Raw genomic sequence first — 24,509 nt, forward strand, 5'->3', positions numbered from 1 at the left:
TGCGCGTCGGCTCAGGCGCCGCGCTCGGCCTCGGCGTCCATCGTCATGCGGGCCACGTGGAGCGCCAGGTAGGAGACCTCGTCCGGGGAGAGCCCGGCGCCGAGGCGCAGCTGCACCACGGTGGACAGCGCCCCCGCGGTCTGCGCGGCCTCGGGGTAGGTCTCCCGGATGCTGCGGCCGATCGTGGACTCCTGCCCGGCCAGCTGCCGGTGCTGCTGGATGCGCACGAACATGTAGCGCACGTGCGTGATGAAGCGGGCGGCGCTCATCGAGCGCGGGGAGACGTCCAGGCCGTGCCGCTCCCCCACCACCGCGAGCATCTGCTGGATCACGCCGGTCATGGTGTAGGTGAAGGAGAGGTCCCCGGCGGAGAACCCGGCGTTGACCAGGTGCAGTGCGAGCGCCGTGGCCTCGGCGGACCCCAGCTTGGGGTCGATGTGCTCGTTCAGCGCCACCAGCAGCCGCTCCGCCTGCTGGTACTCGGTGGCGTACAGCGTCTCCACCTCGGCCCGCAGCGGGTACTCGACGCTCTGCCCGCGCCGCTGCCGTTCCAGGGCGCCGGAGACGTGGTCGGCGACCGCGATGGCGAGGGTGGGGCGGGTGGAGTCGCTGCCCTCGATGCCGGTGGAGCGCAGCGCGATCACGACGGCGCGCAGCACCTCCTGGTCGATCATCGCGAAGGCCTCGGCGAGGTGGTCGGGGTCGCGGCCGTCGGCGGGCACGAACACCCGCACCACCTTCTCGGGGTCGACCTTCTGGCCGGGCTGGGCGCGGAAGCCGATGCCGCGGCCGGTGAGGATGACCTCCTGGTCCTGCGGGTCGCGGGAGATGACGACGTTGTTGTTGAGCACGCGCAGCACCCGCATGGTGCTGGTGTCCGGCTCGCTCATGTCGCTCCTCCCGTGGCCGCCCGCACGCGACCCCGCGGCCATTGTTCCGTGCCGGGGGTCCCCGTGGCGATGCCATCGGTCCCCCGGGCCGTCCCGCGACGCACCGCACCCCGGGCGGCCGAGGCTGCCCGGGGTGCGGCGTTTTCGATGTCGCGGCAGGTCACGGCCGGACGATCACCGCGGTCTCGCCGGCGGCGACGTCCTTGCCGGTCTGCGGCTCCACGGCGGAGAAGTTCGCCGTGTTGATCACCGTGAGCAGGGTGACGGTGGGGTGCCCGGCGGCGCGGATCGCGTCGAGGTCCACGTTCGCCAGCAGGTCGCCCTTCGTGACCTGCTGGTTGGCGGCGACCTGTACGTCGAAGCCCTCGCCCTGCATCTGCACGGTGTCGATGCCGACGTGGATCAGCAGCTCGACGCCGCCGGGACCGGCGATGCCGAAGGCGTGACCCGTGTCGGTGACGGTGACCAGGGTGCCGTCGACGGGGGCGACGATCCGCCCGTCGGCCGGCTCGATGGCCACGCCCTCGCCGAGCGCGCGGGCCGCGAAGGCCGGGTCGCCGCAGTCGGAGAGGTCCAGGACCGTGCCGGCCACGGGGGCGGAGATCTCGATGCCGGGGGTGTCCGCCGCGGCGGCAGCCGCGGCCTCTCCGCCCGCGGGGGCGGGCTCGGCAGCACCACCGGAGGCGGCACCACCCGAGGCGGCGCCCGCGGCCGCGGCACCGCCGCCGACGGCGGCACCGGACATGGCCGGCTCCCGCACCTCGGCGGGGGCGGTGGCGGCGGCCTCGGCGGCCTCCTCGGCGTCACGCTGGGCGTTGGCCTCGGCGCGCTGCTCCGGGGTCATGTAGTCCGAGAAGTACACGGCGGCCATCGACACGAAGAACGCGGCAGTGATCGCGATGACGTAGGTCGGGATCGGGTCGAAGATCGGGATGGTCAGCAGCGAGGTGAAGGCGAAGGTGCTGGCGTCCACGCCACCCAGCACGCCGATGATCACGCCGCCCACGAGGCAGCCGACCAGCATGCGCGGGTAGATGCGCTTGAAGCGCAGGTGGATGCCGTAGAGGGAGGGCTCGGAGATGCCGCCGAACAGGCCCGCGGCGAGGGCGCCGGTGGCGGTCTGGCGCATGACCTTCTCGCGGTGGCGGAAGGTCAGCAGCAGCACGCCGGCGGTGGCGCCGAAGGCGGCGAAGTTCCAGGCGCCCATGGGGCCCTGGATGAAGTCGTAGCCCAGGGAGTTGATGTTCTGCAGCATGAGCGCGTTCAGCGGCCAGTGCAGGCCCAGCGGCACCAGGAAGGGGTAGACCAGCGGGATGATGATCGCGAAGACGATGGGGGCGTTGCCGTTCAGCCAGGCCAGGCCCGCGCCGAGGCCGTTGCCGGCCCAGATGCCGATGGGGCCGATGAGGAAGGCGGTGATCGGGATCATGATGATCATGCTGAAGAACGGCACGAAGACGAGCTGCACGTTCTCCGGGAAGATCTTCTGCAGCCCCTTGTAGACCAGGGCCAGCAGCGCCACCATCACCAGCGGCACGAACACCTGGCCGCCGTAGTCGGCCAGCTGCATGGGCAGCCCGAAGACCTGGGCGACGCACTGCTCGGTGCCGAGGGTGTCGTTGGTGGTGCAGGTGACGCCCGGGATCGCCTCCCCGTCGTTGACCAGCGAGAGGAAGTTCGGCGTCATGATCGCGGCCATCACGGTGGTCCCGAGCCAGGGGTCGATCTGCAGCTTCTTGGCGGCGTTGTAGGCCACCATCAGCGGCAGGAAGTACAGCACCGAGCGGTACATGGCGTCGACGAAGACCCAGGTGGCGCTCTTGTCGGCGGCGCGGGTGTCGACGTAGCCGAAGGCCTCGAGCATCGAGACGATGGCGACGATCAGCGAGGCGCCCAGCAGCACGCCCAGCAGCGGGCGGAAGGAGTCCGAGAGGTACTCGAAGAAGCTATCCAGCCAGGCGAACTTGCCGCGGCTCTTGGAGCGGATCTCGGCCTTGACGTCCGCGTCGGACTTCGCCTTCGGGGCGGCGGCGCCGCTCATGGAGGGCAGGTTGGTGATCTGCGAGTAGACGCCGGCGACGGCGCCGCCGATGACCACCTGGAAGCGGTCGCCGGACTGGGGGACGGTGCCCATCACGCCGGGCAGGGCGTCCAGGGAGGCACGGTCGACCTGGTCGCCGTCGTGCAGCTGGAAGCGCAGGCGGGTGGCGCAGTGGGTGAGGCTCTCGATGTTCTCGGGTCCGCCGACGCCGCGGACGATGTCCTCGGCGATCTGGTCGTTCCCGGAGGAGGGGGTGCTCATGATGCGTCCTCGCATCCTTCTGGTGGGTGGGGTGGATGGGGCGGGTGGGACGGGGCTGCGGCACCGGGACGGGGTCCGCCCGGGCCCGGACGTGAAAAAGACCTGGACAGCGCGAGGCGCGGCCCAGGTCTTGCTTCACCTGCACGGGGTGGGCGGGGGCATTCCGGCCCCCATCCGCTCCGCAGCGAATGACAATCCTGTGAACAGTCCGGGAAAAGGATGTTCGGTGAGGACCATAGCAGGCCCTGCGCCCGGCGGCACCGGGACGAACGCCCCTCCGGCCCGGGCCGGAGGGGCGCCGGTCAGTCGCGGGCGCCGAACTGCTCCGCGTAGGCCTCGCGGCGGCGGGCCTGCTCGACGGGGTCGGGCACCGGCAGGGAGGCGATGAGGCGGCGGGTGTAGGGGTGCTGCGGGTCCTGCAGCACCTCGGGACCGTGCCCGCTCTCCACCAGCTCGCCGCGCAGCAGCACCCCGATGCGGTGGGCGAGGGTGTCCACCACCGCGAGGTCGTGGCTGATGAACAGCGCGGCGAAGCCCAGCTCCTCCTGCAGGCGGCGGAACAGGTCCAGCACCGTGGCCTGCACGGACACGTCCAGCGCGCTGGTCGGCTCGTCCGCGATCAGCAGCTCCGGGCCGAGCACCAGGGCGCGGGCCAGGGAGACCCGCTGCCGCTGCCCGCCGGAGAGCTCGTGCGGGTAGCGTCCGCGGTAGGCGCCCGGCAGCTCCACGGCTTCCAGCAGCTCCTCGACCTTCGCGGTGCGCTCCCGCGCCGAGAGGTCCCGCGCGTGCACCACGAGCGGCTCGGCGATGCACTCGCCGATGGTCAGGTGCGGGTTGAAGGAGGTGGCCGGGTCCTGGAACACGAAGCCGATGCGGCGGCGCAGGGGCTTGACGTCGCGCTCCTTGACCCCGCGCATCTCGGTGCCGAGCACCCGCAGGCTGCCGCCCGCGGTGCGCTCCAGCCCGGCGATGGCGCGGCCGATGGTCGTCTTGCCGGAGCCGGACTCCCCCACCAGGCCGTACACCTCGCCGGCGCGGATCGAGAGGTCCACGCCCTTCACGGCACGGAAGGCGGGGCGGCCCAGCCGGCCCGGGTACTCGATGACCAAGCCCTGCGCCTCGACCACCGGCGCGGCGACCTCGAGCGCCTGCTGCTGCGCCGGCTCCAGCGTGCTCCAGGCGCTGCGGCGGCCCAGGTGCGGCACGGCGGCCAGCAGCTCCCGGGTGTACTCCTGCTGCGGGGAGGCGAACAGCTCGCGCACGGGCGCCCGCTCGATGACCTTCCCGGAGCGCATCACGGCGACGGTGTCGGCGAGGTCCGCGACCACGCCCATGTTGTGGGTGATCAGGATGATCGAGGTGCCGAAGCGGTCGCGGATGTCCCGCAGCAGCGCCAGGATCTCGGCCTGCACGGTGACGTCCAGCGCGGTGGTGGGCTCGTCGGCCACGATCAGCTCGGCGCCCAGGGCCAGCGCCATCGCGATCATGATGCGCTGCTTCTGTCCGCCGGAGAACTCGTGCGGGTAGCGGTCGATGCGCTCGGCCGGGTCGGGGATGCCGACGGCGGTGAGCGCCTCGATCGCCTTCGCCCGGATCTGCTTCTTGGTGATCTTCGGGTCGTGGGCACGCAGCCCCTCCCCCATCTGCCACCAGATCGGGAAGACGGGGTTCAGGGCGCTGGAGGGCTCCTGGAACACCATCGACACGTCCTCGCCGCGCAGGGTGCGCAGCCGCTTCCCGCTGAGCCCGACCACGTCGGTGCCGGTGACCAGGATCGAGCCGGAGGCCTCGGCCGTCTCCGGCAGCAGGCCGAGCACGCTGCGGGCGGTCACGGACTTGCCGGAGCCGGACTCGCCGACCACGGCGAGGATCTCGCCCGGCTCGACGGTGAGGCTGACCCCGTCGACGGCGTGGACCTGCCCGCCGTCGGTGGCGAAGCGGACGTCGAGGTCCTCGATCCGCAGCCGCGGCTCCGCCGGACCCGGGTCGATCGCGGGGCTGGGGGCGCTCATGCGTTCACCGTCCGAGGGGTCTCGGCCTCGCCGCGGCGACGCCGACGGGGGCGGCGCCGCGTGCGCAGGCGCGGGTCGTTGAGGTCGTTCAGGGACTCCCCGACCAGGGTCACGCCCAGCACGGAGAGGACGATGGCCAGGCCCGGGAACATGCCGGTCCACCAGATGCCGCTGGTCGCGTCGGCCATCGCGCGGTTGAGGTCGTAGCCCCACTCGGCGGCGCTGCTGGGCTCGATGCCGAAGCCGAGGAAGCCCAGCGCCGCGAGCGTCAGGATCGCCTCGGAGCAGTTCAGGGTGAAGATCAGCGGCAGGGTGCGGGTGGCGTTGCGCAGCAGGTGCGTGCCCATCACCCGCCGGTGCCCGGTGCCGATCACGGTGGCGGCCTCGACGAAGGGCTCGGCCTTCAGCCGCACCACCTCGGCGCGGATCACCCGGAAGTACTGCGGCACGAACACCACGGTGATCGAGATGGCCGCGGCGAGGATGCCGCCCCAGGCGTTGGACTGCCCGCCGGAGATCACGATGGACATGACGATGGCCAGCAGCAGGGAGGGGAAGGCGTAGATCGCGTCGGCCAGCATCACCAGGATCCGGTCGACCCAGCCGCCCAGGTACCCGGAGACCAGGCCCAGCAGCACGCCGAGGAACAGGGAGGCGACGACCGCGCAGACCATCACGGCGACGGCGGTGCGGGTGCCCCAGATGACCCGGGAGAGCACGTCGTAGCCGGCGACGGTGGTGCCGAAGGGGTGGGCGGCCGAGGGCGGCTGCTGGGTGCCGAAGCGGACACCGTCGGCGCCGGACTGGGCGTAGCCGTAGGGCGCGAGCAGCGGGGCCAGCAGGGCGGTGAGCAGCAGCAGCGCCACCAGCACCAGGCCGGCCACCAGCATCCCGCGCTGCAGGCCGACGCTGCGGCGCAGGTGGGAGACGACGGGCAGGCGGTGCCAGCGGGGCTCGCGGCGCTCCGGGGTTCCGGCCGCGGTGGGGGTGTCGGGGGAGGCGGTCATGTCAGTACCTCACACGGGGGTCGATGAGCGCGGCGATCACGTCGACCACGAAATTCGAGACGGCCACGATCACGGCGAGCATCATGACGATGCCCTGCACGGCCACGTAGTCGCGGGCGGCCATGTACTCGGCGAGCATGAAGCCCAGGCCGTTCCACTCGAAGGTGGTCTCGGTGAGCACGGCCCCGCCCAGCATCATCGCGATCTGCATGCCCATCACGGTGATGATGGGGATCAGCGCGGGGCGCAGGGCGTGCCGGGTGGTGAGCCGGCCCTCGGCGACGCCGCGGGAGCGGGCCGAGTCGACGTAGGGCATCTCCAGGGTGCCGATCATGTTGGTCCGCACCAGGCGCAGGAAGATGCCGCCGGTGAGCAGGCCCAGGGCGATGGCCGGCAGGATGGCGTGGCTGAGCACGTCCCACAGCAGGCTCAGGTCGCCCAGGCGCAGCGCGTCCAGCAGGTAGAACGGCGAGGGGTTCAGGATCGTGCCCATCGTCAGCTCGCCGCGGGTCGAGATGCGTCCGGCGACCGGCAGCCAGCCCAGGCCCACGGAGAAGACGAGCTTGAGCAGCAGGCCCACGAAGAACACCGGGGTGGCGTAGCCGAGGATCGCGAACACCCGCAGGGCGAGGTCGCCCCAGCGGTCGCGCACCCGGGCGGCGATCATGCCCAGCGGCACGCCGATCAGCAGCGCCACGATCACGCCGTACAGCACCAGCTCGGCGGTCGCGCCGCCGTACTCCAGCAGGATCCGGCTGACGGGCTGGCGGTCCGAGTAGGTGGTGCCGAAGTCGCCGCGCAGCACCCCGCCGAGGTAGTCGAGGTACTGGATGAACAGCGGCCGGTCGTAGCCGGCCTCGGCGCGGCGCTCGGCGAGCTGGTCGGGGGTGAGGCGCCCGCCGAGGGCCGCGGTGATCGGGTCGCCGGTGATGCGCATCAGGAAGAACACCACCGTCATCAGGATGAAGACGGTGGGGATGATCAGCAGGAAGCGCACCAGGATGTAGCGACCGAGGCCGCCGCCGGTGCGCTTCTCCCGCCGGGCAGGGGTGCTCGGGGCGTCCTCGCCCGAGGGGGCGGCCACCTGGGTGGTCGCCCCCTCGGGGTCGGGCCCGCTGCTGCGGTCCGGGCTCACTTCGAGATCGAACCGAGGCGCAGCTTGAAGGAGGAGTCCAGGGTGATGCCCTCGACACCCGTGGTGGAGACGGCGATCTGCGAGCCCTGCAGCAGCGGCAGGGTCGAGACGTCCTCGGCGACCAGGTCCTGGATGTCCACGAACATCTGCTCGCGGGCGGCGGTGTCGGTCTCGCTGCGCTGAGAGGCGATGAGCTCCTGCACCGAGGCGTTGTCGTAGTGGTTGGCCAGGAAGTTGTCCTTGATGAAGAAGGGCGCCAGGTAGTTGTCGGCGTCCGAGTAGTCGGGGAACCAGCCCAGCTGGTAGGCCGGGTAGACGTCGGCGACGCGGTCCTCGGAGTACTGCACCCACTCGGTGGACTGCAGGTCGACCTCGAACAGGCCGTCGGCCTCGAGCTGCTCCTTCACCGCGGCGTACTCGTCGCCGGAGGAGCTGCCGTAGTGGTCGGGGTTGTACTGCAGGCTGAGCTGCACCGGGATCTCGACCTCGGCGTCCTCGAGGCGGCCGCGGGCGCGGTCCGGGTCGGGGCCGCCGGAGCCGTCGCCGTACATGTCCTGGAACTGGGTGCCGGAGCCGGGCAGGCCCTCGGGGATGTACGAGTACAGCGGGGTGTAGGTGTCGTTGTAGACGGAGGTGGCGATGGCCTGGCGGTCGATGAGGTCCGCGACGGCCTGGCGGACCGCCCGGGCCTTGGCCTCGTCGGCCTCCTCGGTGTCGGTGCCGTAGGGGTTGGTGGCGAAGTTGAAGACGATGTAGCGGATCTCGCCGCCGGGGCCCTCGTGCACCTCGACCGCGTCGTCCTCCTGCAGGTCGGCGATGTCGGTCGGCGAGAGCGAGCGGTAGGCGACGTCGATGTTGCCCTGCTGCACGTCGAGCTTCATGTTGTTCTGGTCGGAGTAGTACGACAGCGAGGCCGAGGTGGACTCAGGGGCGCCGTAGATGCCCTGGTAGTTCTCGAAGGCTTCGAGGGCGACGAGCTCGTTCAGGGACCAGCTGGTGATCGAGTAGGGACCGGAGAAGGGGGTGCCCTCCACGATCTCGTCGTCGGAGAGCACGGCGTCGGCGGGGAACACGTCGGCGTCGACGATGGGACCGGCGGGGCTGCACAGCACGTAGGGGAAGGTCTGGTCGTCGCCCTCGATGAGGTGGAACTCGACGGTGAGCTCGTCGACCACCTCGACGGACTCGAGATTCGCCAGCAGGCTGGAGGGGCCGTTGGGGTCGGCGATGGCGAGCTGCCGGTCGAAGGAGTGCTTGACGTCCTCGCTGGTCAGCTCGTTGCCGTTGGCGAAGGTGAGGTTCTCCTTGAGCGTCACCGTGTAGACGGTGGGGCTGGTGAACTCGGCGGAGGCGGCGAGGTCGGGCTGGGGGACACCGTCCTCGGAGCCGATCTCGGTGTTCATCAGGTGGCCGTAGACCTGGGTCCACACGGCGAAGGAGCCGTTGTCGTAGGCGGCGGCCGGGTCCAGCGCGGTGACCTTGTCGGTGGTGCCGATGGTGAGGGTGCCGTCACCCCCGCCGCCTCCGCCGCTGCCGCCGCCGGTGGTCTGCGCGCAGGCGGTCAGCAGGACGGGCGCCCCGGCGAGGGACAGCAGCACCGTGCGGCGGCGGGGGGTGAGGGCGGCATCGAACATGGGGGTCCTCCCAGGGATGGTCCAGCGGTCGTGAGGTCGCCGAGCGACGACGTCGTCAGGGGCGGGACCGGTCCGCCGGGGTGGGCGGCGAGGAGGGCCCGCGGGTGCTCCGGGGTCCGGGCCGCGACGGGGCGACCTGCTCGGGACCGCACCGGACGTGACCTGGATCGCAGGGCGCACCGTGGTGTCGAAACCTAGCATCGGGTCGATCCCGCCGGGTCCGGGACGACCGAACGGGCGGCGCCGTTGCCGTTTCGTGACATCACCGGCCACCGGTATCGCGGCCTCCTCCCGCTTCGTCCCATCCGCCCGGAGAGGCCCGTGACCAGCGAGGGCAGTGCGGCACGACCGCGTCGCGGGAATAGCGGGGAGGGCTCGCGCGTTGCCCTGGTCGACCCACCGGCCGGTCCTCCCGGCCACCCCGCCCGTCCGAAGGAGACCCCGTGTCCCGCACCGTCCGCATCCCCCGCACCGAGCTCGAGGTCCTGCCGCTGAACCTCGGCGGCAACACCTTCGGCTGGACCTCCGACCGGGAGACCTCCTTCGCCGTCCTGGACGACTTCCTGGCCGCCGGCGGCACCTTCGTGGACACCGCCGACGGCTACTCGGCATGGGCGCCCGGCAACTCCGGCGGCGAGTCCGAGGCGACCATCGGCGAGTGGATGGCCGAGCGCGGCGTCCGCGACCGGATGGTGATCGCCACCAAGGTCTCCACCAAGCCGGACCGGCAGGGCCTGTCCGCCGAGAACGTCGAGGCGGCGCTCACCGAGTCGCTGCAGCGGCTGCGGACCGACCACGTCGACCTGTACTACTTCCACTTCGACGACGAGAACGTCGCGATCGCCGATCAGGTCCGCACGGCGCACGAGCTGGTCGCCTCGGGCCGGGTGCGGCACATGGCGCTGTCGAACTACTCCCCCGCCCGGATGCGCGAGTGGCTGGAGACGGCCCGCGAGCTGGACCTCACCCTGCCGGTGGCGATCCAGCCGCAGTACAACCTGCTGCACCGCGCCGAGGTGGAGCAGGACTACGCCCCGCTGGCGCGCGAGTTCGACCTGGCCGTGTTCCCGTACTTCGCGCTCGCCTCGGGCCTGCTGACCGGCAAGTACCGCAGCCGGGAGGACCTGGCGGGCACCGCCCGGGAGGGGATGACGGCGGACCGCTTCGGCGACGAGGCACTGGCCGTGATCGACGCCCTGGACGTGGTGGCCAACGCCCACGGGTCCGAGCCGACCAGCGTGGCCCTGGCCTGGCTGCTCGCGAAGGGCGTCACCGCCCCGATCGCCTCGGCCTCGCGGCCCGCGCAGCTGCCCGCCCTGCTGGCCGCCACCGAGCTGGACCTCACCGAGGACGAGGTGGCGCTGCTGGACGGCGCCTCCGCCCCCTTCGCCTGATCCCGCGAGGCGCGGCGCAGCCCGGCCCATCCTGCCTCTGCCCCGGCTGTTCTCCGCCCCGCCCTTGCGCGAGCCCAGAACGTCGCCGATCCGTGCCATCTGGTGGCACGGATCGTCGAAAACCCGTGGTGCGGCGGGGCCCGCCGGGGCAGGGCTCGGCCGCTCCCGTCCTCCGGGGAGCGGTCCCCATTCCGGTGCGGGGCGGTCGCTCGTATCGTCGACGGGAGCCCCTCCCCCGGGGCGTCCCGCCGACCCGGGAGGCCGTCATGCCCCGCCCCGATTCCTCGTCGCCTCCACTGTGCCGCACCCGCCACGCCGTGTCCCGGTTCGGGGCGGTCCTGCTCACGCTGGTGCTGGTCGGCTGCGGCCTGGCCCGCCCGCAGCTGGAGCCGGGCGATGCCATCACGGTGACCCAGCCGAACTTCACGCTGGAGGGGGTCTTCGGCGAGGAGACCGTGCAGGTCGAGGGGCGCACGGTGACCGTCTCCTACCGGGTGCCCGCGGACGTGCCCCCGATCTACGACGTGGAGTTCCTGATCTCCCCCGCCGAACGTGATCACCTCGAGGAGCTCACTGCGGCGTACATCGCGTCCGCAGAAGCCCCCGGCTCGTCCAGGACCAATGTGTGCACCGATACGGCCCTGGACACCGTGCGGGTCAGCGGCTCGGTCGAGCACGAGGTCCACGCCCTCACCATCGGTCAGCGCGAGCACGGGGTCGGTGAGGTCGGATCCCTCGCCCACCTCGACGTCGTCAGCGCCGGCCGACAGCAGCTCGCGCGTGTCGTCGCTGCGGGTGGTGCCGACAACCTGCGAGGCGCCCAGGGCCTTCGCAATCTGCACCCCGATCACGCCGATCGCGGTGCGGTGGAGGCGCCGGTGATCAGCACCGACTGGCCGGCCTCGAAGCCGCCTCGGCGCAGGGAGCCTGCTCGGTGAGCAGTCCGGTGGGCAGGGCCGCGGCGCTCTCGGGCTCGATCCCGGCGGGCACCGCGATGACGTCCGCCTCGGCGACGGTGCAGTACTCGGCGAAGGCCCCGGAGGGGGAGCCCATCACCAGGTCACCGGCCTGCCCGCGAACGAAGCCCTGGACGAGGGCGACGACCTCGCGGGCGAACTCGTAGCCCGGCACGGACTCCTCGCCGCTGCCTCCCTGTCCGGGGGTCGGCGGCGGCGAGCACGGCGACGTCGGCGTTGTTGATGACGGCTCCTCGCACCCGGACCAGGACCTCGCCGGCTCCGGGCGCGGGAACTGCCACCTCGTCCAGCGCCCATGAGGGACCGCGGCCCAGCGGCAGGGCGCGCATGGTCTCGGGAATCGGGATGGTCGGCTCGGTGGTGCTCATGGTGCTCCGGGTTGCCCGGTCGCTCCCGGGTTCGCGACGTCGTTCCCCCACGACGCCAGGGACCGCACCGTCCGTCCGGGAGTCCCTGCCCAGGGCACCCCTCGCGTCGGCGGTCAGGCGGGCGGCCCGGCGGTCCCCCGCACCACCAGTCGCGGCTCCAACACCTCCTGCATCACCGGCACCTCCGGATGCTCCATGCGGTCCCCGGCGATCCGTGCGGCCACACGGCCGAGCTCCTCGGCGCGCAGGTCCACGGTGGTCAGCGCGGTGCCCGGAGCCCGGCCCGGGGAGCTGTTGTCATATCCGACGACGGAGAGGTCCCGGCCCGGCACCAGCCCGCGGTCCACGGCGACGTCGAGCACGCCGAGGGCCGCCCGGTCGTTGTGGGCGAAGACTGCGGTGGGCGGATCCTCGCCGTCTAGCAGCCGGGCCGTCGCCGCGGCCGCACCGTCGCGGTCGTAGCCGATGCCGACGGTGCGGGGGCTGAGCCCGGCGCCCGCGACCGCCGCCTCGAAGCCGCGCCGCCGGTCGAGGTAACCGTCGGAGGGCGGGTTCGCCAGGAAGACCAGCCGGCGGTGGCCGAGGGCGAGAAGATGCTCGGTGGCGAGGCGCGCGCCAAGGGCGTTGTCGGTGCAGACGCTGTCGACTCCCTCGACGGCCCGCGCCACGCTGACCACCGGTGTCCTCGCGGCGAAGGCGCGCAGCTCGGCGTCGGGCAACAGCAGGCCTGCGGCGATGACGGTGCCGACCCGGGCTCCCTGGAGAGCGCGCAGGGAGGCGAGGTCACGGGCCCCCTCGAGGTCCCCGACGGAGAGGACGAGGTCGCGTCCGCTGTGCTCCATCACGGCGCGGATCCCGTCGTGGATCAGCGCGAAGACGTCGTTGTGCAGGTCCTGCAGGTGCACGCCGACGCTGCCGACGCCCCGGGAGGCAAGGCTGGCCGCCATGCGATCGGGGACGTAGCCCAGCTCCTCACCGCGGGCGAGGATGCGTTCGCGGGTGCGGGGGCTGACCCCGTGGGCGTCGCGATAGGCGAGGGAGACCAGCGCACGGGACACCCCGGCGGCGCGGGCGACGTCGAGCATCGTGACCCGGGGTCCCTGCGGATTCGTCGACACCCCTTGACCCTACATCTGGAGCGCTCTAGATTGTCCGGACATGAGATCTAGAGCGCTCTAGATCCGCCATCGGCCCCGACGCAAGGACGCCTCATGCCCCCGATGACCGCATCGCAGCCCGCTGCGCCCGACACCACCGCGCCGACCACGTCCGCCGCCCCGCGCGTCGGGATCGCCCCGGACTCCTGGGGCGTCTGGAACCCCGTCGATGCCGCGCAGCCCTCTCCCGAGCAGTACCTGCGGGAGGTCGCCGAGGCCGGCTTCCACTGGACCGAGCTGGGCCCCTACGGCTACCTGGGCACCGACGCCGACCGCCTCCGCGAGCAGTTCGCCGCCCACGACCTCGCCCTCAGCGCCGGGACCGCCTTCGCCCCGCTGCAGCGCGAGGGCAGCCTCGAGGAGGTGTGGGCGGAGGTCGCCGACGTCTCCCGCCTGGTCCGCGCCCTCGGCGGGCGGCACGTGATCGCCATCCCCGCACTGTGGGAGCGCGACCCCTCCGGCGCCGTGCAGGGCCCACGCTCCTTCGACCGCGAGGCGTGGGCGCGCTTCACGATCGGCCACGACGAGATCGGCCGCCGCCTGCGCGAGGAGTTCGACCTCTCCCTGCAGTTCCATTCCCACGCGGAGAGCCCCGTCGGCAGCTACCGCGAGGTGGTGCGCTTCCTCGAGGACACCGACCCGGCCGCCGTGAACCTCTGCCTGGACGCCGGCCACCTGGCCTACTACCAGGCCGACAGCGAGCGCCTGATCCGCGAGCACCCCGAACGCGTCGGTTACCTCCACCTCAAGCAGGTCGAGCCGGACCTCCTGGCCGACGTGCTGAAGAACGACGTGCCCTTCGCCGAGGCCGTCCGCCAGGGCGTGATGGTCGAGCCCCCGCACGGCGTGCCCGGCTACGCCCCGATCCTCGAGCTCGCTGCCCGCGCCCACCCCGGCCTGTTCGCGATCGTCGAGCAGGACATGTACCCCCTCGCCGACCTCTCCGAGCCCCTCCGCATCGCCCGCCGCACCCACGAACACATCGTCGGCTGCGGCGCCGACGTCCGCTTCCGCTGACCACCCACCGTTCGAAGGAGAACACCCGTGACCACCCCCGTCCGCGTCGCCGTGATCGGAGCCGGCATGGCCGGCCAGGCCCACGCCTTCGGCTACCGCACGGCCTCCATGGCCGTCAGCTCCTCCCTGCCCGTCGTGCTGGACACGATCGCCGACCCGAACCTGCCGCTCGCGCAGTCCGTGGCCGACCGCTACGGCTTCGCCCACGCCACCGACGACATCGACGCCCTGCTGGCCCGGGACGACATCGACGCCATCAGCGTGGCCCTGCCGAACTTCCTGCACGCCGAGGTGCTGCCCGCCGTGATCGCCTCCGGCAAGCACGTCTTCGCCGAGAAGCCCATCGGCCGCACCGCCGAGGAGTCCGCCTCCCTGCAGGCCCTCGCCGAGGCCTCCCCCGCCGTCACCGGCGTCGGCTTCTCCTTCCGCCGCCTCCCGGCGCTCGCCGCCCTCGCCGCCGCTGTCGCCGAGGGCCGCCTCGGCACCGTGCACACGGTGAAGGGCTGGTACCGGGCCGACTACGCCGCCGACCCCGCGGGCGCCCTCTCCTGGCGGTACTCGCAGGAGCAGTCCGGCGGCGGGGCCCTGCTGGACATCGGCTCCCACGCCATCGACGCCGTGCAGTTCGTGGCGGGGCCGATCACCACGGTGGACAGCACCACCCTGCGCACCGTCATCACCGAGCGCCCGAAGCCGGCCGCCGGAGCCATCGGCCACGGCGCCTCCACCTCCACCGAGACCGGCCCCGTCGACAACGACGACATCGCCCTGCTCACCGTCGGCTTCGAGAACGGGGCGGCCGGACAGATCGAGCTCTCCCGCATCGCCCACGGCGTGCCGAACTCCCTGGGCGTGCACGTCTTCGGCGACCGCGGCCACGCCACCTTCGACTCCCTGCGGCCCGGCGAGTTCACCCTCTTCGAGGCCGGGCTGACCGACGCCCCCTACAACGGCCCCCGCACCGTCACCACCGGCCCCGCCCACCCCTACTTCCGGGACGTCGCCGCGATGCCCGGCGGTGGCGTCGGCACCGGCTACGCCGAGGCCTTCACCGCCGAGATCCAGGAGTTCCTGCGCTGCGTCGGCGCCGGGACCGCCATGGACACCGACTTCGCCGCCGCCACCGCCATGATGCGCGTGGTCGGCGCCGCCCTCACGGTCCACCGCAGCGGCACCGCCGCCCCGGTGGACTGAGCCCCACCCCTCGGGACCCCGACGAAGGAGTCGCCCCATGTCCGCTCATTCCGCCTCCGCCCGCTCCTCCCGCGTGCTGCCACCCCTGACCCCTGGGCCGCACCGTCGCCGTCTCACGATCGTCGCCTTCATCGCGACCATCGGCGGCCTGCTGTTCGGCTACGACACCGGCGTCATCAACGGCGCCCTGCTGCCCATGACCGAGGAGCTGGGCCTGACCCCGCTCACCGAGGGCGTGGTCACCTCCTCCCTGCTGTTCGGTGCCGCCGTCGGCGCGTTCCTGGGCGGTCGGCTCTCCGACGCGCGCGGCCGCCGCTCCACCATCCTGATGCTGTCGCTGACCTTCCTGGTCGGCACCGCCATCTGCGTGGTCGCGCCGTCCTTCGGGGTGATGGTGATCGGCCGCTCGATCCTCGGCCTGGCCGTGGGCGGCGCCTCCACCGTGGTGCCGGTCTACCTCGCCGAGCTCGCCCCCTTCGAGGTGCGCGGCTCCCTCGCCGGCCGCAACGAGGTGATGATCGCCGTCGGTGCGCTGGCCGCCTTCGCGGTGAACGCGATCATCGGCAACGTCTGGGGCCACGTCCCCGGGGTGTGGCGGTACATGCTCGCCGTGTGCGCGATCCCGGCGATCGCCCTGTTCATCGGCATGCTGCGGATGCCGGAGTCCCCGCGCTGGCTGGTGGACAAGGGTCAACGTGACGAGGCCCTGACGGTGCTGCGCACGGTGCGCTCCGCCGACCGCGCCGAGGCCGAGATCGCCCAGATCGAGGACGTCGCCGACGAGGAGGAGCAGCAGATGCAGACCGGGCTGCGCTCGGTCCTGGCCAACAAATGGCTCCGGCGGATCCTGCTGGTCGGCATCGCCGTGGCCGTGTTCCAGCAGCTCACCGGCATCAACACGATCATCTACTACGGCCAGACCGTGCTCAGCGAGGCCGGCTTCGCCGCGAACGCCGCCCTGGTCGCGAACGTCGCCCCCGGCCTGATCGGGGTGATCGGCTCGATCGTCTCGCTCTACCTGATGGACCGGGTCAACCGGCGCACGATGTTCCTCACCGGCTACGCCCTGATCACCGTCTGGCACGTGCTGATCGGGCTCGCCTCCGTCGCCCTGCCGGAGGGCAGCGGGGCCCGACCCTTCGTGATCCTCGCGCTGGTGGTGCTGTTCGTCGGCTCGATGCAAACCTTCCTGAACGTCGCCACCTGGGTGATGCTCTCGGAGATCTTCCCGCTGCACATGCGCGGCCTCGGCATCGGCATCGCCGTGTTCTGCATGTGGATCACGAACGCGCTGCTGGGCCTGTTCTTCCCCTCGGTGGTGGACGGCATCGGGCTGACCGGGGCGTTCTTCATGCTCGCCTTGTTCAACCTGGTGGCGTTCCTGGTGATGCTGAAGAACCTGCCGGAGACCCGTGGCAAGACCCTCGAGGACATCGAGGAGGACGTCTCCACGGGCGAGATCTACATCATCCGGCAATGACACGTCCGGGGCCGCACCGCGTCGGGCGGGCGGCCCCGGAGGACGGGGGTGCCGCGTCGGGCGGCACCCGGGGGCGGGCTTCGCGTCGGGCGAGGCCCGCCCCCGTGCTGCCCGGACCCTGCCCGGCCCTGCCCTGCCCTGCCCTGCCCTGCCCTGCCCTGCCCTGCCCTGCCCTGCCCAAGAATTCGACGATTCCTGCCGCCTGGTGGCAGGGATCGTCGAAAACTGCGAACAGGGAGGGGACGCGCTCAGGTGCGGATCGCGTCGATCACCGCGATGCGGGTGGCGATCAGCGCGGGCAGGGCGCCGGCGAGGATGCCGACGGCGATGGCCGCGCCGAGACCGATCAGCACCGCGGACAGCGGGAAGGCCGGCACGTCCACCAGACCCATGGAGCGGAACGCGTCCTGGGTGAAAGGGGCCCGCACCAGCGCGACCGCCCCGGCGACCCCGACGACCCCGGCCACAGCGGTCGCGACCACGGACTCCATGAGCACACCGAGGAAGATCCGCCCGCCGGTGGCGCCGTAGGAGCGGCGGATACCGATCTCCCGCACCCGGTAGCGCACGGTGACCAAGGAGATGTTCACCAGTCCCAGCGCACCGAGCAGCAGCACGGCCACGGCCACGGCGACCACGGCGTTGCGCAGCATCCCGAAGCCGGTGTCCTCCATCGAGTAGCCCATGCTGTAGGTGTCGAAGGTGCCCACGGGGGTGTCGGCGAGCGTGTCCTGGAGCCGCTCGGTGACCGCGTCGGCCTGCTCCGGCGGCACCCACAGCCGGTACTCCGTCGAGGTGAGCGCGGCGTCGTCCACCCCCGGCAGCTCATCGGCGGAGGAGGCCGGGGTGAACATGACGTTCTCCTCCCCGGTGGCGGCGGTGTAGGAGGCGGGCAGCACCCCGACCACCAGGGCCTGCGCCGATTCGACGCTGTCCCCGTCGTACAGGGTGATGGTGCCGGTGCCGACGGCGGGCCGACCGGCCTGCTCCCAGAGGTCGTGGCTGATGACGACGGCGGGGGCGAGGCGGTGGGCGTCGGAATCGGCGAACCAGCGTCCCTGCTCGGGCCGCAGCCGGTACATGTCGGCGTAGGCCGGGTCGACGGCGTACATCGAGCTGGTCTGCACCCCGGCGGAGGTCTGGAAGCGCCCACTGAGCATCAGGTAGCGGGAGCGCTGCTCGATGCCGAGCCGGTCGGTCTCCTGCAGCACGGTCTCGTCCCGATCGGCGGGGGTGGCGTCCTCCCCACCCGATATCTGGGTCACCGACAGCACCGTCTCGCGGCCCCCGAAGGTCTCGATGGACTGCTCCAGCGCGCTGGAGAGCATCCCGCCGGCGCCGAGCACCCCGGTGAGGGTGAAGACGCTGACGGCGACGCCGAACAGGGACAGCATGATCCGGCCCTTGTGGACGCGCAGCTCCCCGAAGGCTTCCACGACGGAGGCGATGAGGCCGGTCATGACGTCACCTCCGGGGTCTCGAGACGCTCGGTGGGCGGCTCCTCGAGCGCGACCCCTCCCCCGGCGACGGCGCGGCGCCCGGAGCGGATGCCGCTGGTGGCCAGCAGCGCCTCCCGGGCGTGCGCGGACTCGACGTCGTGCAGGGTCCCGTCGTCCAGCAGGTAGGAGCGCCGGGACAGTGCGGCGACCTGCAGGTCGTGGGTGATGGTCACCAGTGCCGCCTCGGAGTCGCGGGCGATCTCGTCGAGCAGACCCATCACGGCCTCACCGGTGGTGACGTCGAGGGCGCCGGTGGGCTCGTCGGCCAGGATCAGCCGGGGCCGGCGGACCAGGGCGCGGGCCACGGCCACACGCTGCTGCTCGCCGCCGGAGAGCCGGGAGGGCTTCTGCTGCGCGCGGTCGGCCAGGCCGACCCGTTCCAGCATCTCCATCGCCAGGGACTCGCGTCGCCAGAACTGCCCGGCGGTGCCGTACATCAGCGGCATCATCACGTTCTCCAGGGCGGTGCGGCCGTCGAGCAGGTTGAACTGCTGGAACACGAAGCCGATGGAGCGACCCCGCATGCGGGCGCGGCGCCGGTCGGAGAGACGCGCCGGGTCGGTGCCCTCGAACAGCAGCTGCCCGGAGGTGGGCCGGTCGATGAGACCCAGCAGGTTCAGCAGGGTGGTCTTGCCGGAGCCGGAGCGGCCGAGGATCGCGACGTGCTCGCCGCGGTCGACGGTGAGGTCGACGCCGCGCAGGATGTGCAGCTGCTCGCGGCTGGGCAGGCGCACGGAGCGGCGCACGTCCCGCAGTTCGAGCAGGGGGGCCGGCGCGGTCACCAGACCTCCTCCCCGTACTGCTCCTCCTCCTCGGAGTCCACGCCGGGGACGTACTCGAGCACCTGGGCGCCCTCGTCGAGCCCGCCGGTGATCTCGACCAGCCCATCGCCGCGCAGGCCGAGAGTGACGTCCTGGCGGACGGGCTCGCCGGTCTCCTCGTCCAGCACGTACACGCCGCCGTCGTTCAACTCACCCTCCACGGCGGTGGTGGGCAGGGTGAGCACGTCGGTCTTGGAGCCGAGATCGATGCTCACGTCCACGGTGAGGCCGGGGACGATGTCGACGTCGGCAGGGATCGGGCAGCGCAGCTGGGCGGAGGAAGATCCGGTGCCGCCGCCGCCGACGGCTTCACCGGTCTCGGGGTCCACCTCGCCGGTGGCGGCGGACGAGGAGGAGCCGCCGGTGTCCCCGGCCTGCTCGTCGATCGTGGTGTCCTCGCAGGTGATGGGGTCCTCGGCGGTGGGCAGCACGGCGGTGGCCTCGGACTCGACGTCCAGCAGGGAGAGCTGCTGCTCGGGGGTGAGGTCGGCGACGATGGCGTAGGTGCCGGGGCTGAGCGAGCCGACCTCGTCGCCCACGGAGAGGGTCTGTCCCTCCATCACGCTGAGGTCCTCGACGGTGCCGGAGTCCTTCGCCTCGAGGGTGTAGTAGCGGTACTCGGGCTCCTCGTCCTCCTCGGAGGCGACGGGCTCGCCGTTCTCGTCGACCTCGGCCGCAGCGGCCTCGGGCTCCTGCTCGACGCGCACTTGGAGCACGCGGGCGCCCTCCTCGATGCGGTCGCCCTCGGAGACCCAGATCTTGTTGATCTCGCCCTCGTGGTTGGCGAGGATCGACTCGCCCTCGTCGGCCTGGACGGTGCCGTCCAGCTCGAGGACGGAGGTGATGTCGCCGGGGGTGACGGCGACGGTGGTGTACTCCTCGACCTCGGCGACGGGCACGGCCCCGTCATCGCCCTCCTCGGCGGCGGCGTCGCTGTTCGAGAAGAAGGCCATGCGGCCCAGGGCGAGGGCGATGACGGCGAAGATCGCCAGCCAGAGGATGGGGAAGACGTATCGGCGGATGATGTTCACGGTGCTCCTTCGACGGCGCCTCCGGGGAAGGTCGGCGCGCGGGTCCGTGGCCCCCTGCGACCACGGACGGTGGGCCAGGTCACACCCTGGCCCGGGACTGATCCTAGGTCGCCCGAAACGCCCGACCATCCACCCCAGGTCTGATGTCGCCGACGAAGGTCTAAGACCAGAGAGGTTTCCGCTTGCCCACGATCACAAAGGCCCCAACCAGGGCACCTGGGAGGACTTCGTCCGCCGCCTTACTCGCGAAACCACTAGATCACAAAGTAGAAACTATCGTCAGGCACGTATAGATCGGACCTATCGGCTCGCCGCCTGCCTTACCATTGCCACATGACAGACCTCGGGATGCCAGATGGCACAATTCATCATTTCACAACGACCAAGACTCTCCTCTCGTACATTCTCCCTCAAGGTAAACTTCGCTTTAGTAGCTTCGGGCGATCCATGGATCCGCGAGAAAGGGTTCGCCTCGCACCCGGCTTCGGCATCGAGGGATTTACTGGCACCCTTGGAGAAAACCGCTTTCAAGAGCACCAGCGCCATTGTGACGACTGGATGACAAAGTACCCGCAAATGCTCTGTTTCTCCAAAAGCTATACGGCACCGCGCGCAAACAGTGACCTCACCCAGGACTCGCACCGCGTTTGGGCGCAGGCTGCAATGTGGGTTCATTTTGCGGAGGGCGCAAGTGGCGTTTGTCTAGAATTTGACAAGAAGGCACTCGAAGATGAATTTGTTCGCGCCACGGACTCAACCGGCATCCGTATGGCCGGAGATGTCCTCTACCTGAGTCCTGACAGCAATGCGTTGCATATTCCTAACATTCTGTACCCAGACGAGACATATCCGCGTGCAGGCGCCGTGGCCGGGCACCTCACAAAATTTTCGTGCGCCTCATATTTTACGAAGCACATAAATTGGTCATACGAAAACGAATTTCGCCTCGTCGTGATCAATTCCTGCGGAGAGCCCGCCTTCATACCCATTCGAAACTGTCTGCGAAGAATAATCGTTACCGACGACACGAGAAGGGATGACACTCAGAGCATTTGCTGGGCCGTCGAAGATGCGGGGATTGGAGTTCCAGTTGTGTCAACGCGTCTAAGTGGGGACCATCCATTCGACCCGGAACCGATTGCAACGAGCCCAACCGTGGGGCCGCCCCAGCGAAACTGGCTACCGACCCTAGGAGGTCGGCACCTTCACACCAAAGAATGCATTCCCGAACAAACCACAATCCGCGACCAAGAATGCGATGAACGTCCTTATCTACTATCCCTGGTCCAATATTACGTGGAGAAGCTAGCGGCGGAAGCCGTTACTGCGCTCCAACGGCGGGGATTATGCGTGACTAGTTTTCTTCTTCCGAAGTTTACTTTCCCGTTGTCCGGCCAGGAATTACCAGTTTGTCGAATTGATTTCCCTCATACATCTGGACCCGGCCTCATTTACCTTGAACTTAGGTCCGACGCCGCCGCAAAAATGTCGTTGATGGCACTACTTCAACGAGGAAGCAAAATGGAGCAGAAGGTTATCAGTCTCAGCGTCTCTCCGTCAGACCGTGGGGCAGTCCGCGACCTGGAGGGTTTAAAACAAGCTCTTCAAGAATGGCTCCCTTGAAAAGCAAGATTTCTTGCGAACAATTGGCTGCCCCCCCCCCGGTCGGCTGGTCGGTCTCATCATTAGCAATATCACGACAATATGCTATGGCGCATTCCGCAATTCCAAGTTTACGAGACGTTGGAAGATTTCCGGCAAGCGTTGTTGGTAGGTGAAACCTGCCGGACTCAGTCGTTCTTTCGGCGCTATTCACATCTGATGACATCAATCGCACATTGAATGGACATGACAGTGGCAAGGGTGTGGGGTCACGCGAAGGCGCTGACCCCCGTGACCTTCCGGCCAACGATGAGGGACTGCATGGTGTCGGTGCCCTCGTAGGTGTGCAGGGCCTCGATGTCGGCCTTGTGGCGGGCCACGCGGTTCTCCAGCAGGATGCCGGAGCCGCCCAGGAGATCGCGGGCGTCGGCGGCGATGGAACGGGCGCCGCGGGTGTTGTGGACCTTGGCGAGGCTGGCCTGCTCGGGGGTGATGGTGCCCTCGGCCTCCAGCTGGGCGATGCGCACGCAGGTCAGCTGCATGGCGGTGAGGGTCTGCAGCATGTCGGCCAGGCGCACCTGGACGTGCTGGGCCTTCGCCAGGGGGCGGCCGAACTGGATGCGGGTGCGGGCGTGCTCGAGCGCGGACTCGTAGCAGGCGGTGGCGTGACCGAGGGCGCCCCAGGCCACGCCGGCGCGGGTCGCGAACAGCACCCGGGCGGTGTCCTTGAAGGACCGCGCCCGGGGCAGGCGCGCCTCGACGCGCAGACGCACCCCGTCCAGGGTGATCTGGGCCTGGTGGATGGCGCGCAGCGCGACCTTCCCGCGGATCACCTCGGCGGTGTACCCGGGCAGGTCCTGCTCGACGAGGAAGCCGGAGACCTGGCCGTGCAGGCCGGAGCCATCGAGGTCCTCGGGGTCGTCGACGCGCGCCCAGACGACGGTGACGTGCCCGTTCACGCCGTTGCCGATCCAGCGCTTCTCGCCGGTCAGCACCCAGCCGTCGCCCTCGCGGCGGGCGGTGGTCTCCAGGGAGACGGAGTCGGAGCCGTGGTCGGGCTCGGTGAGGGCGAAGGCGGCGTACTCGGTGCCGGCGGCGATGGGCTCCACCCAGCGCTGCTTCTGCTCCTCGGAGCCCAGCAGCACGATGGAGCGCAGCGCCAGGCCGCCCTGCACGCCGACCATGGTGCCGACGGAGCCGTCGAGGCGGGACAGCTCCATGTTCACCAGGCCCGTGGCCAGCGGCGACAGCTGCCGGTGGCCGGGCAGCCGCAGGCCGTCGGTGAACAGGTCGAGCTCGCCGAGGCGCCCCAGCAGGTGCAGCGGGTACTCGCCGCGGTCCCACCAGTCGTTGATCTCGGGCAGCACCTCCTCCGCGATCGAGCGGGCGGTCCGCCAGGCCTCCAGGTCCTCGCCGGCGACCTGCTGGAACAGGGCGTAGTGGTCGGCCTCCGGGGGCAGCAGCTCCGCAGGAGTCGCGGCGGGGGCGCTCGGCGGGGTCACCACGGCGCGCGCGGTGGCGACGGTGTCACGGGTATCGGTGCTGGTCATCAGGACATCCTCTCGAGGATCAGGGCCATGCCCTGGCCGCCGCCCACGCAGAGGGTGGCGAGCCCGAGCGCGCCGTCGCGCTCCTGCAGGCCGTGGATCAGGGTGGTGGTCATGCGGGCGCCGGTGGAGCCCCAGGGGTGGCCGAGTGCGATGGCGCCGCCGTGCACGTTGAGCTTGTCGTGGTCGATGCCGATGTCCTCGGCGGCGGGCAGCACCTGCGCGGCGAAGGCCTCGTTGAACTCGACCAGGTCGATGTCGCCGATGCCCATGCCGGCGTTCGCGAGCGCCCGGCTGGTGGCCTCGACGGGACCGAGGCCCATGATCTCGGGGCTGAGGCCGGAGACGCCGGTGGAGACGACGCGGGCCAGCGGGGTGAGGCCCAGCTCGTGGGCGCGGACGTCGGACATGACGACCAGCGCGGCGGCGCCGTCGTTCAGGGGGCAGCAGTTGCCGGCGGTGACGGTGCCGTCCGGGCGAAAGACGGGGTCCAGGCCGGAGACGGCCTCGAGGGTCACCCCGGCGCGCGGGGAGTCGTCGGCGGTGACCAGGGAGCCGTCGGCCAGGGTGACGGGGGTGATGTCGCGGTCGTAGAAGCCGGCGGCCCTGGCGGCCTCGGCGCGGTTCTGCGAGCGGACCGCGTACTCGTCCTGGGCGGCGCGGGTGACGCCGCGCAGCTCGGCGACGTTCTCCGCGGTCTGGCCCATGGTGATGTAGGCGTCGGGCAGCTCGCCGTCCTCGCGGGGGTCGTGCCAGGGGGCGGGGATCTCGCGGGTGGCGCGGCGCTCGGTGCGCTCCCATGCCTGCTGGAACAGCGGGTCGCGGGCGTCCTCCTCCATCAGCTTGCCGCTGCTCATGGAGATCTGCTCGACGCCCGCGGAGATGATCGTGTGGGCCTCGCCGGCGCGGATGGCGTGGAAGGCGGAGCGGGTGGTCTCGATCGAGGAGGCGCAGAAGCGGGTGACGGTCGCGCCGGGCACGGTGTCCAGGCCGAGGCGCACGGCGACGGTGCGGGCGAGGTTGCCGCCCTGGTAGCCCTCGGGGATCGCGCAGCCGAGCTGCAGGTCGTCGATGGTGGTGGGGTCCAGCGCGGGCACCGAGTCCAGGGCGGCGCGGACCATCTGGCCGACCAGGTCGTCGGGGCGGACGTCCTTGAGCGAGCCCTTGCGGGCGCGTCCGATCGGGGAGCGGTGGGCGGCGACGATGACGGCCTCGGGCACGTAGATCTCCTTCGACGGTGGTGCCGCGGAGCGCCCGGCGATGGGTGCGGGGGCCGTCCGACGGCGACGACTGTTCCTGATACTACGGGTTCCAGATAACTGTGGGGAAGTGCAACCGCGGGTCCGTCCGCCCACGTCGCCCGCGACCCGGCCGACACCCCGGCCGTCGTGCGCCGGCACCACCGCGACGGCCCTAGAGTTCCCCCTGGGGAGATCCGCCCC

General features: G+C 71.0%; 17 protein-coding genes and 2 pseudogenes. 5 read left to right on the top strand and 14 right to left on the bottom strand.

Annotation, left to right across the window (positions count from 1 at the left end; all coding sequences use genetic code 11):
- Positions 1–11 precede the first annotated feature (11 nt).
- The 6 genes from OM98_RS02735 to OM98_RS02760 all read right to left on the bottom strand — a co-directional run bounded on the left by OM98_RS02735 (position 12) and on the right by OM98_RS02760 (position 8,980).
- On the bottom strand, positions 12–890 hold the full coding sequence (locus OM98_RS02735) for a PRD domain-containing protein (RefSeq protein ID WP_010533037.1): 879 nt from the start codon (positions 888–890) through the stop codon (positions 12–14).
- 160 nt (positions 891–1,050) lie between these two features.
- Positions 1,051–3,192 carry a glucose PTS transporter subunit IIA gene (locus OM98_RS02740; RefSeq protein WP_010533038.1) on the bottom strand — a complete coding sequence of 714 codons (2,142 nt, stop codon included), beginning with the start codon at positions 3,190–3,192 and terminating at the stop codon, positions 1,051–1,053.
- Between the two features lie 302 nt (positions 3,193–3,494).
- Positions 3,495–5,204, bottom strand: a complete 1,710-nt coding sequence (locus tag OM98_RS02745) for an ABC transporter ATP-binding protein (RefSeq protein ID WP_010533039.1) — start codon at positions 5,202–5,204, stop codon at positions 3,495–3,497.
- On the bottom strand, positions 5,201–6,211 hold the full coding sequence (locus OM98_RS02750) for an ABC transporter permease (RefSeq protein WP_010533040.1): 1,011 nt from the start codon (positions 6,209–6,211) through the stop codon (positions 5,201–5,203). Before OM98_RS02750 ends, OM98_RS02745 begins: the two co-directional genes overlap by 4 nt.
- A 1-nt stretch (position 6,212) precedes the next feature.
- Positions 6,213–7,295 carry an ABC transporter permease gene (locus OM98_RS02755; protein WP_029362650.1) on the bottom strand — a complete coding sequence of 361 codons (1,083 nt, stop codon included), beginning with the start codon at positions 7,293–7,295 and terminating at the stop codon, positions 6,213–6,215.
- A gap of 47 nt (positions 7,296–7,342) precedes the next feature.
- On the bottom strand, positions 7,343–8,980 hold the full coding sequence (locus tag OM98_RS02760) for an ABC transporter substrate-binding protein (RefSeq protein ID WP_010533042.1): 1,638 nt from the start codon (positions 8,978–8,980) through the stop codon (positions 7,343–7,345).
- Positions 8,981–9,423: 443 nt separating this feature from the next.
- Here OM98_RS02760 and OM98_RS02765 point away from each other — a divergent pair, with 443 nt between their 5' ends.
- Positions 9,424–10,374, top strand: a complete 951-nt coding sequence (locus OM98_RS02765; protein WP_010533043.1) for an aldo/keto reductase — start codon at positions 9,424–9,426, stop codon at positions 10,372–10,374.
- A 707-nt stretch (positions 10,375–11,081) separates the two neighbouring features.
- Here OM98_RS02765 and OM98_RS16455 read toward each other — a convergent pair.
- The 3 genes and pseudogenes from OM98_RS16455 to OM98_RS02775 form a co-directional block, all read right to left on the bottom strand.
- Positions 11,082–11,225, bottom strand: a pseudogene (locus tag OM98_RS16455) (hypothetical protein); the annotation flags it as partial.
- Between the two features lie 31 nt (positions 11,226–11,256).
- Complete coding sequence (locus OM98_RS14670) at positions 11,257–11,505, bottom strand: zinc-binding alcohol dehydrogenase family protein (RefSeq protein WP_010533045.1); 249 nt, start codon at positions 11,503–11,505, stop codon at positions 11,257–11,259.
- A gap of 327 nt (positions 11,506–11,832) precedes the next feature.
- Positions 11,833–12,837 (bottom strand): LacI family DNA-binding transcriptional regulator, encoded by a 1,005-nt coding sequence (locus OM98_RS02775; RefSeq protein WP_245528703.1) that lies wholly within the window; start codon positions 12,835–12,837, stop codon positions 11,833–11,835.
- Between the two features lie 102 nt (positions 12,838–12,939).
- On the opposite strand from OM98_RS02775, the gene OM98_RS02780 reads away from it, so the two are divergent.
- The 3 genes and pseudogenes from OM98_RS02780 to OM98_RS02790 form a co-directional block, all read left to right on the top strand.
- Positions 12,940–13,893, top strand: coding sequence for a sugar phosphate isomerase/epimerase family protein (locus OM98_RS02780; RefSeq protein WP_029362651.1), 954 nt, complete (start codon positions 12,940–12,942; stop codon positions 13,891–13,893).
- 27 nt (positions 13,894–13,920) lie between these two features.
- Positions 13,921–15,087, top strand: coding sequence for a Gfo/Idh/MocA family protein (locus OM98_RS02785; protein WP_010533048.1), 1,167 nt, complete (start codon positions 13,921–13,923; stop codon positions 15,085–15,087).
- Between the two features lie 7 nt (positions 15,088–15,094).
- Positions 15,095–16,567: pseudogene (locus tag OM98_RS02790) on the top strand (sugar porter family MFS transporter); the annotation flags it as partial.
- A gap of 248 nt (positions 16,568–16,815) precedes the next feature.
- On the opposite strand, the gene OM98_RS02795 reads toward OM98_RS02790, so the two are convergent.
- Genes OM98_RS02795 through OM98_RS02805 form a run of 3 tightly spaced genes read right to left on the bottom strand, consistent with a single transcriptional unit; the run spans position 16,816 to position 19,918 of the window.
- Positions 16,816–18,027, bottom strand: a complete 1,212-nt coding sequence (locus tag OM98_RS02795; protein ID WP_010533050.1) for an ABC transporter permease — start codon at positions 18,025–18,027, stop codon at positions 16,816–16,818.
- Positions 18,024–18,848: an ATP-binding cassette domain-containing protein gene (locus OM98_RS02800; RefSeq protein WP_010533051.1), complete on the bottom strand. Its 825-nt coding sequence runs from the start codon at positions 18,846–18,848 to the stop codon at positions 18,024–18,026. The genes OM98_RS02795 and OM98_RS02800 overlap by 4 nt, the downstream gene beginning before the upstream one ends.
- Complete coding sequence (locus tag OM98_RS02805; protein ID WP_010533052.1) at positions 18,845–19,918, bottom strand: efflux RND transporter periplasmic adaptor subunit; 1,074 nt, start codon at positions 19,916–19,918, stop codon at positions 18,845–18,847. The genes OM98_RS02800 and OM98_RS02805 overlap by 4 nt, the downstream gene beginning before the upstream one ends.
- 333 nt (positions 19,919–20,251) lie before the next feature.
- On the opposite strand from OM98_RS02805, the gene OM98_RS14990 reads away from it, so the two are divergent.
- The gene (locus OM98_RS14990; RefSeq protein ID WP_083837673.1) at positions 20,252–21,541 is read left to right on the top strand and encodes a DUF2971 domain-containing protein; all 1,290 of its coding nucleotides are present in this window, start codon (positions 20,252–20,254) and stop codon (positions 21,539–21,541) included.
- A gap of 248 nt (positions 21,542–21,789) precedes the next feature.
- On the opposite strand, the gene OM98_RS02810 is transcribed toward OM98_RS14990, so the two are convergent.
- Together OM98_RS02810 and OM98_RS02815 are read right to left on the bottom strand one after the other, a co-directional pair.
- On the bottom strand, positions 21,790–23,070 hold the full coding sequence (locus OM98_RS02810) for an acyl-CoA dehydrogenase family protein (RefSeq protein WP_010533053.1): 1,281 nt from the start codon (positions 23,068–23,070) through the stop codon (positions 21,790–21,792).
- Positions 23,070–24,287 (bottom strand): acetyl-CoA C-acetyltransferase, encoded by a 1,218-nt coding sequence (locus OM98_RS02815; protein ID WP_010533054.1) that lies wholly within the window; start codon positions 24,285–24,287, stop codon positions 23,070–23,072. Before OM98_RS02815 ends, OM98_RS02810 begins: the two co-directional genes overlap by 1 nt.
- Positions 24,288–24,509: the final 222 nt, after the last annotated feature.

This window comes from Brachybacterium squillarum M-6-3, from assembly GCF_000225825.1.
In the GTDB taxonomy this organism is placed as follows: domain Bacteria; phylum Actinomycetota; class Actinomycetes; order Actinomycetales; family Dermabacteraceae; genus Brachybacterium; species Brachybacterium squillarum.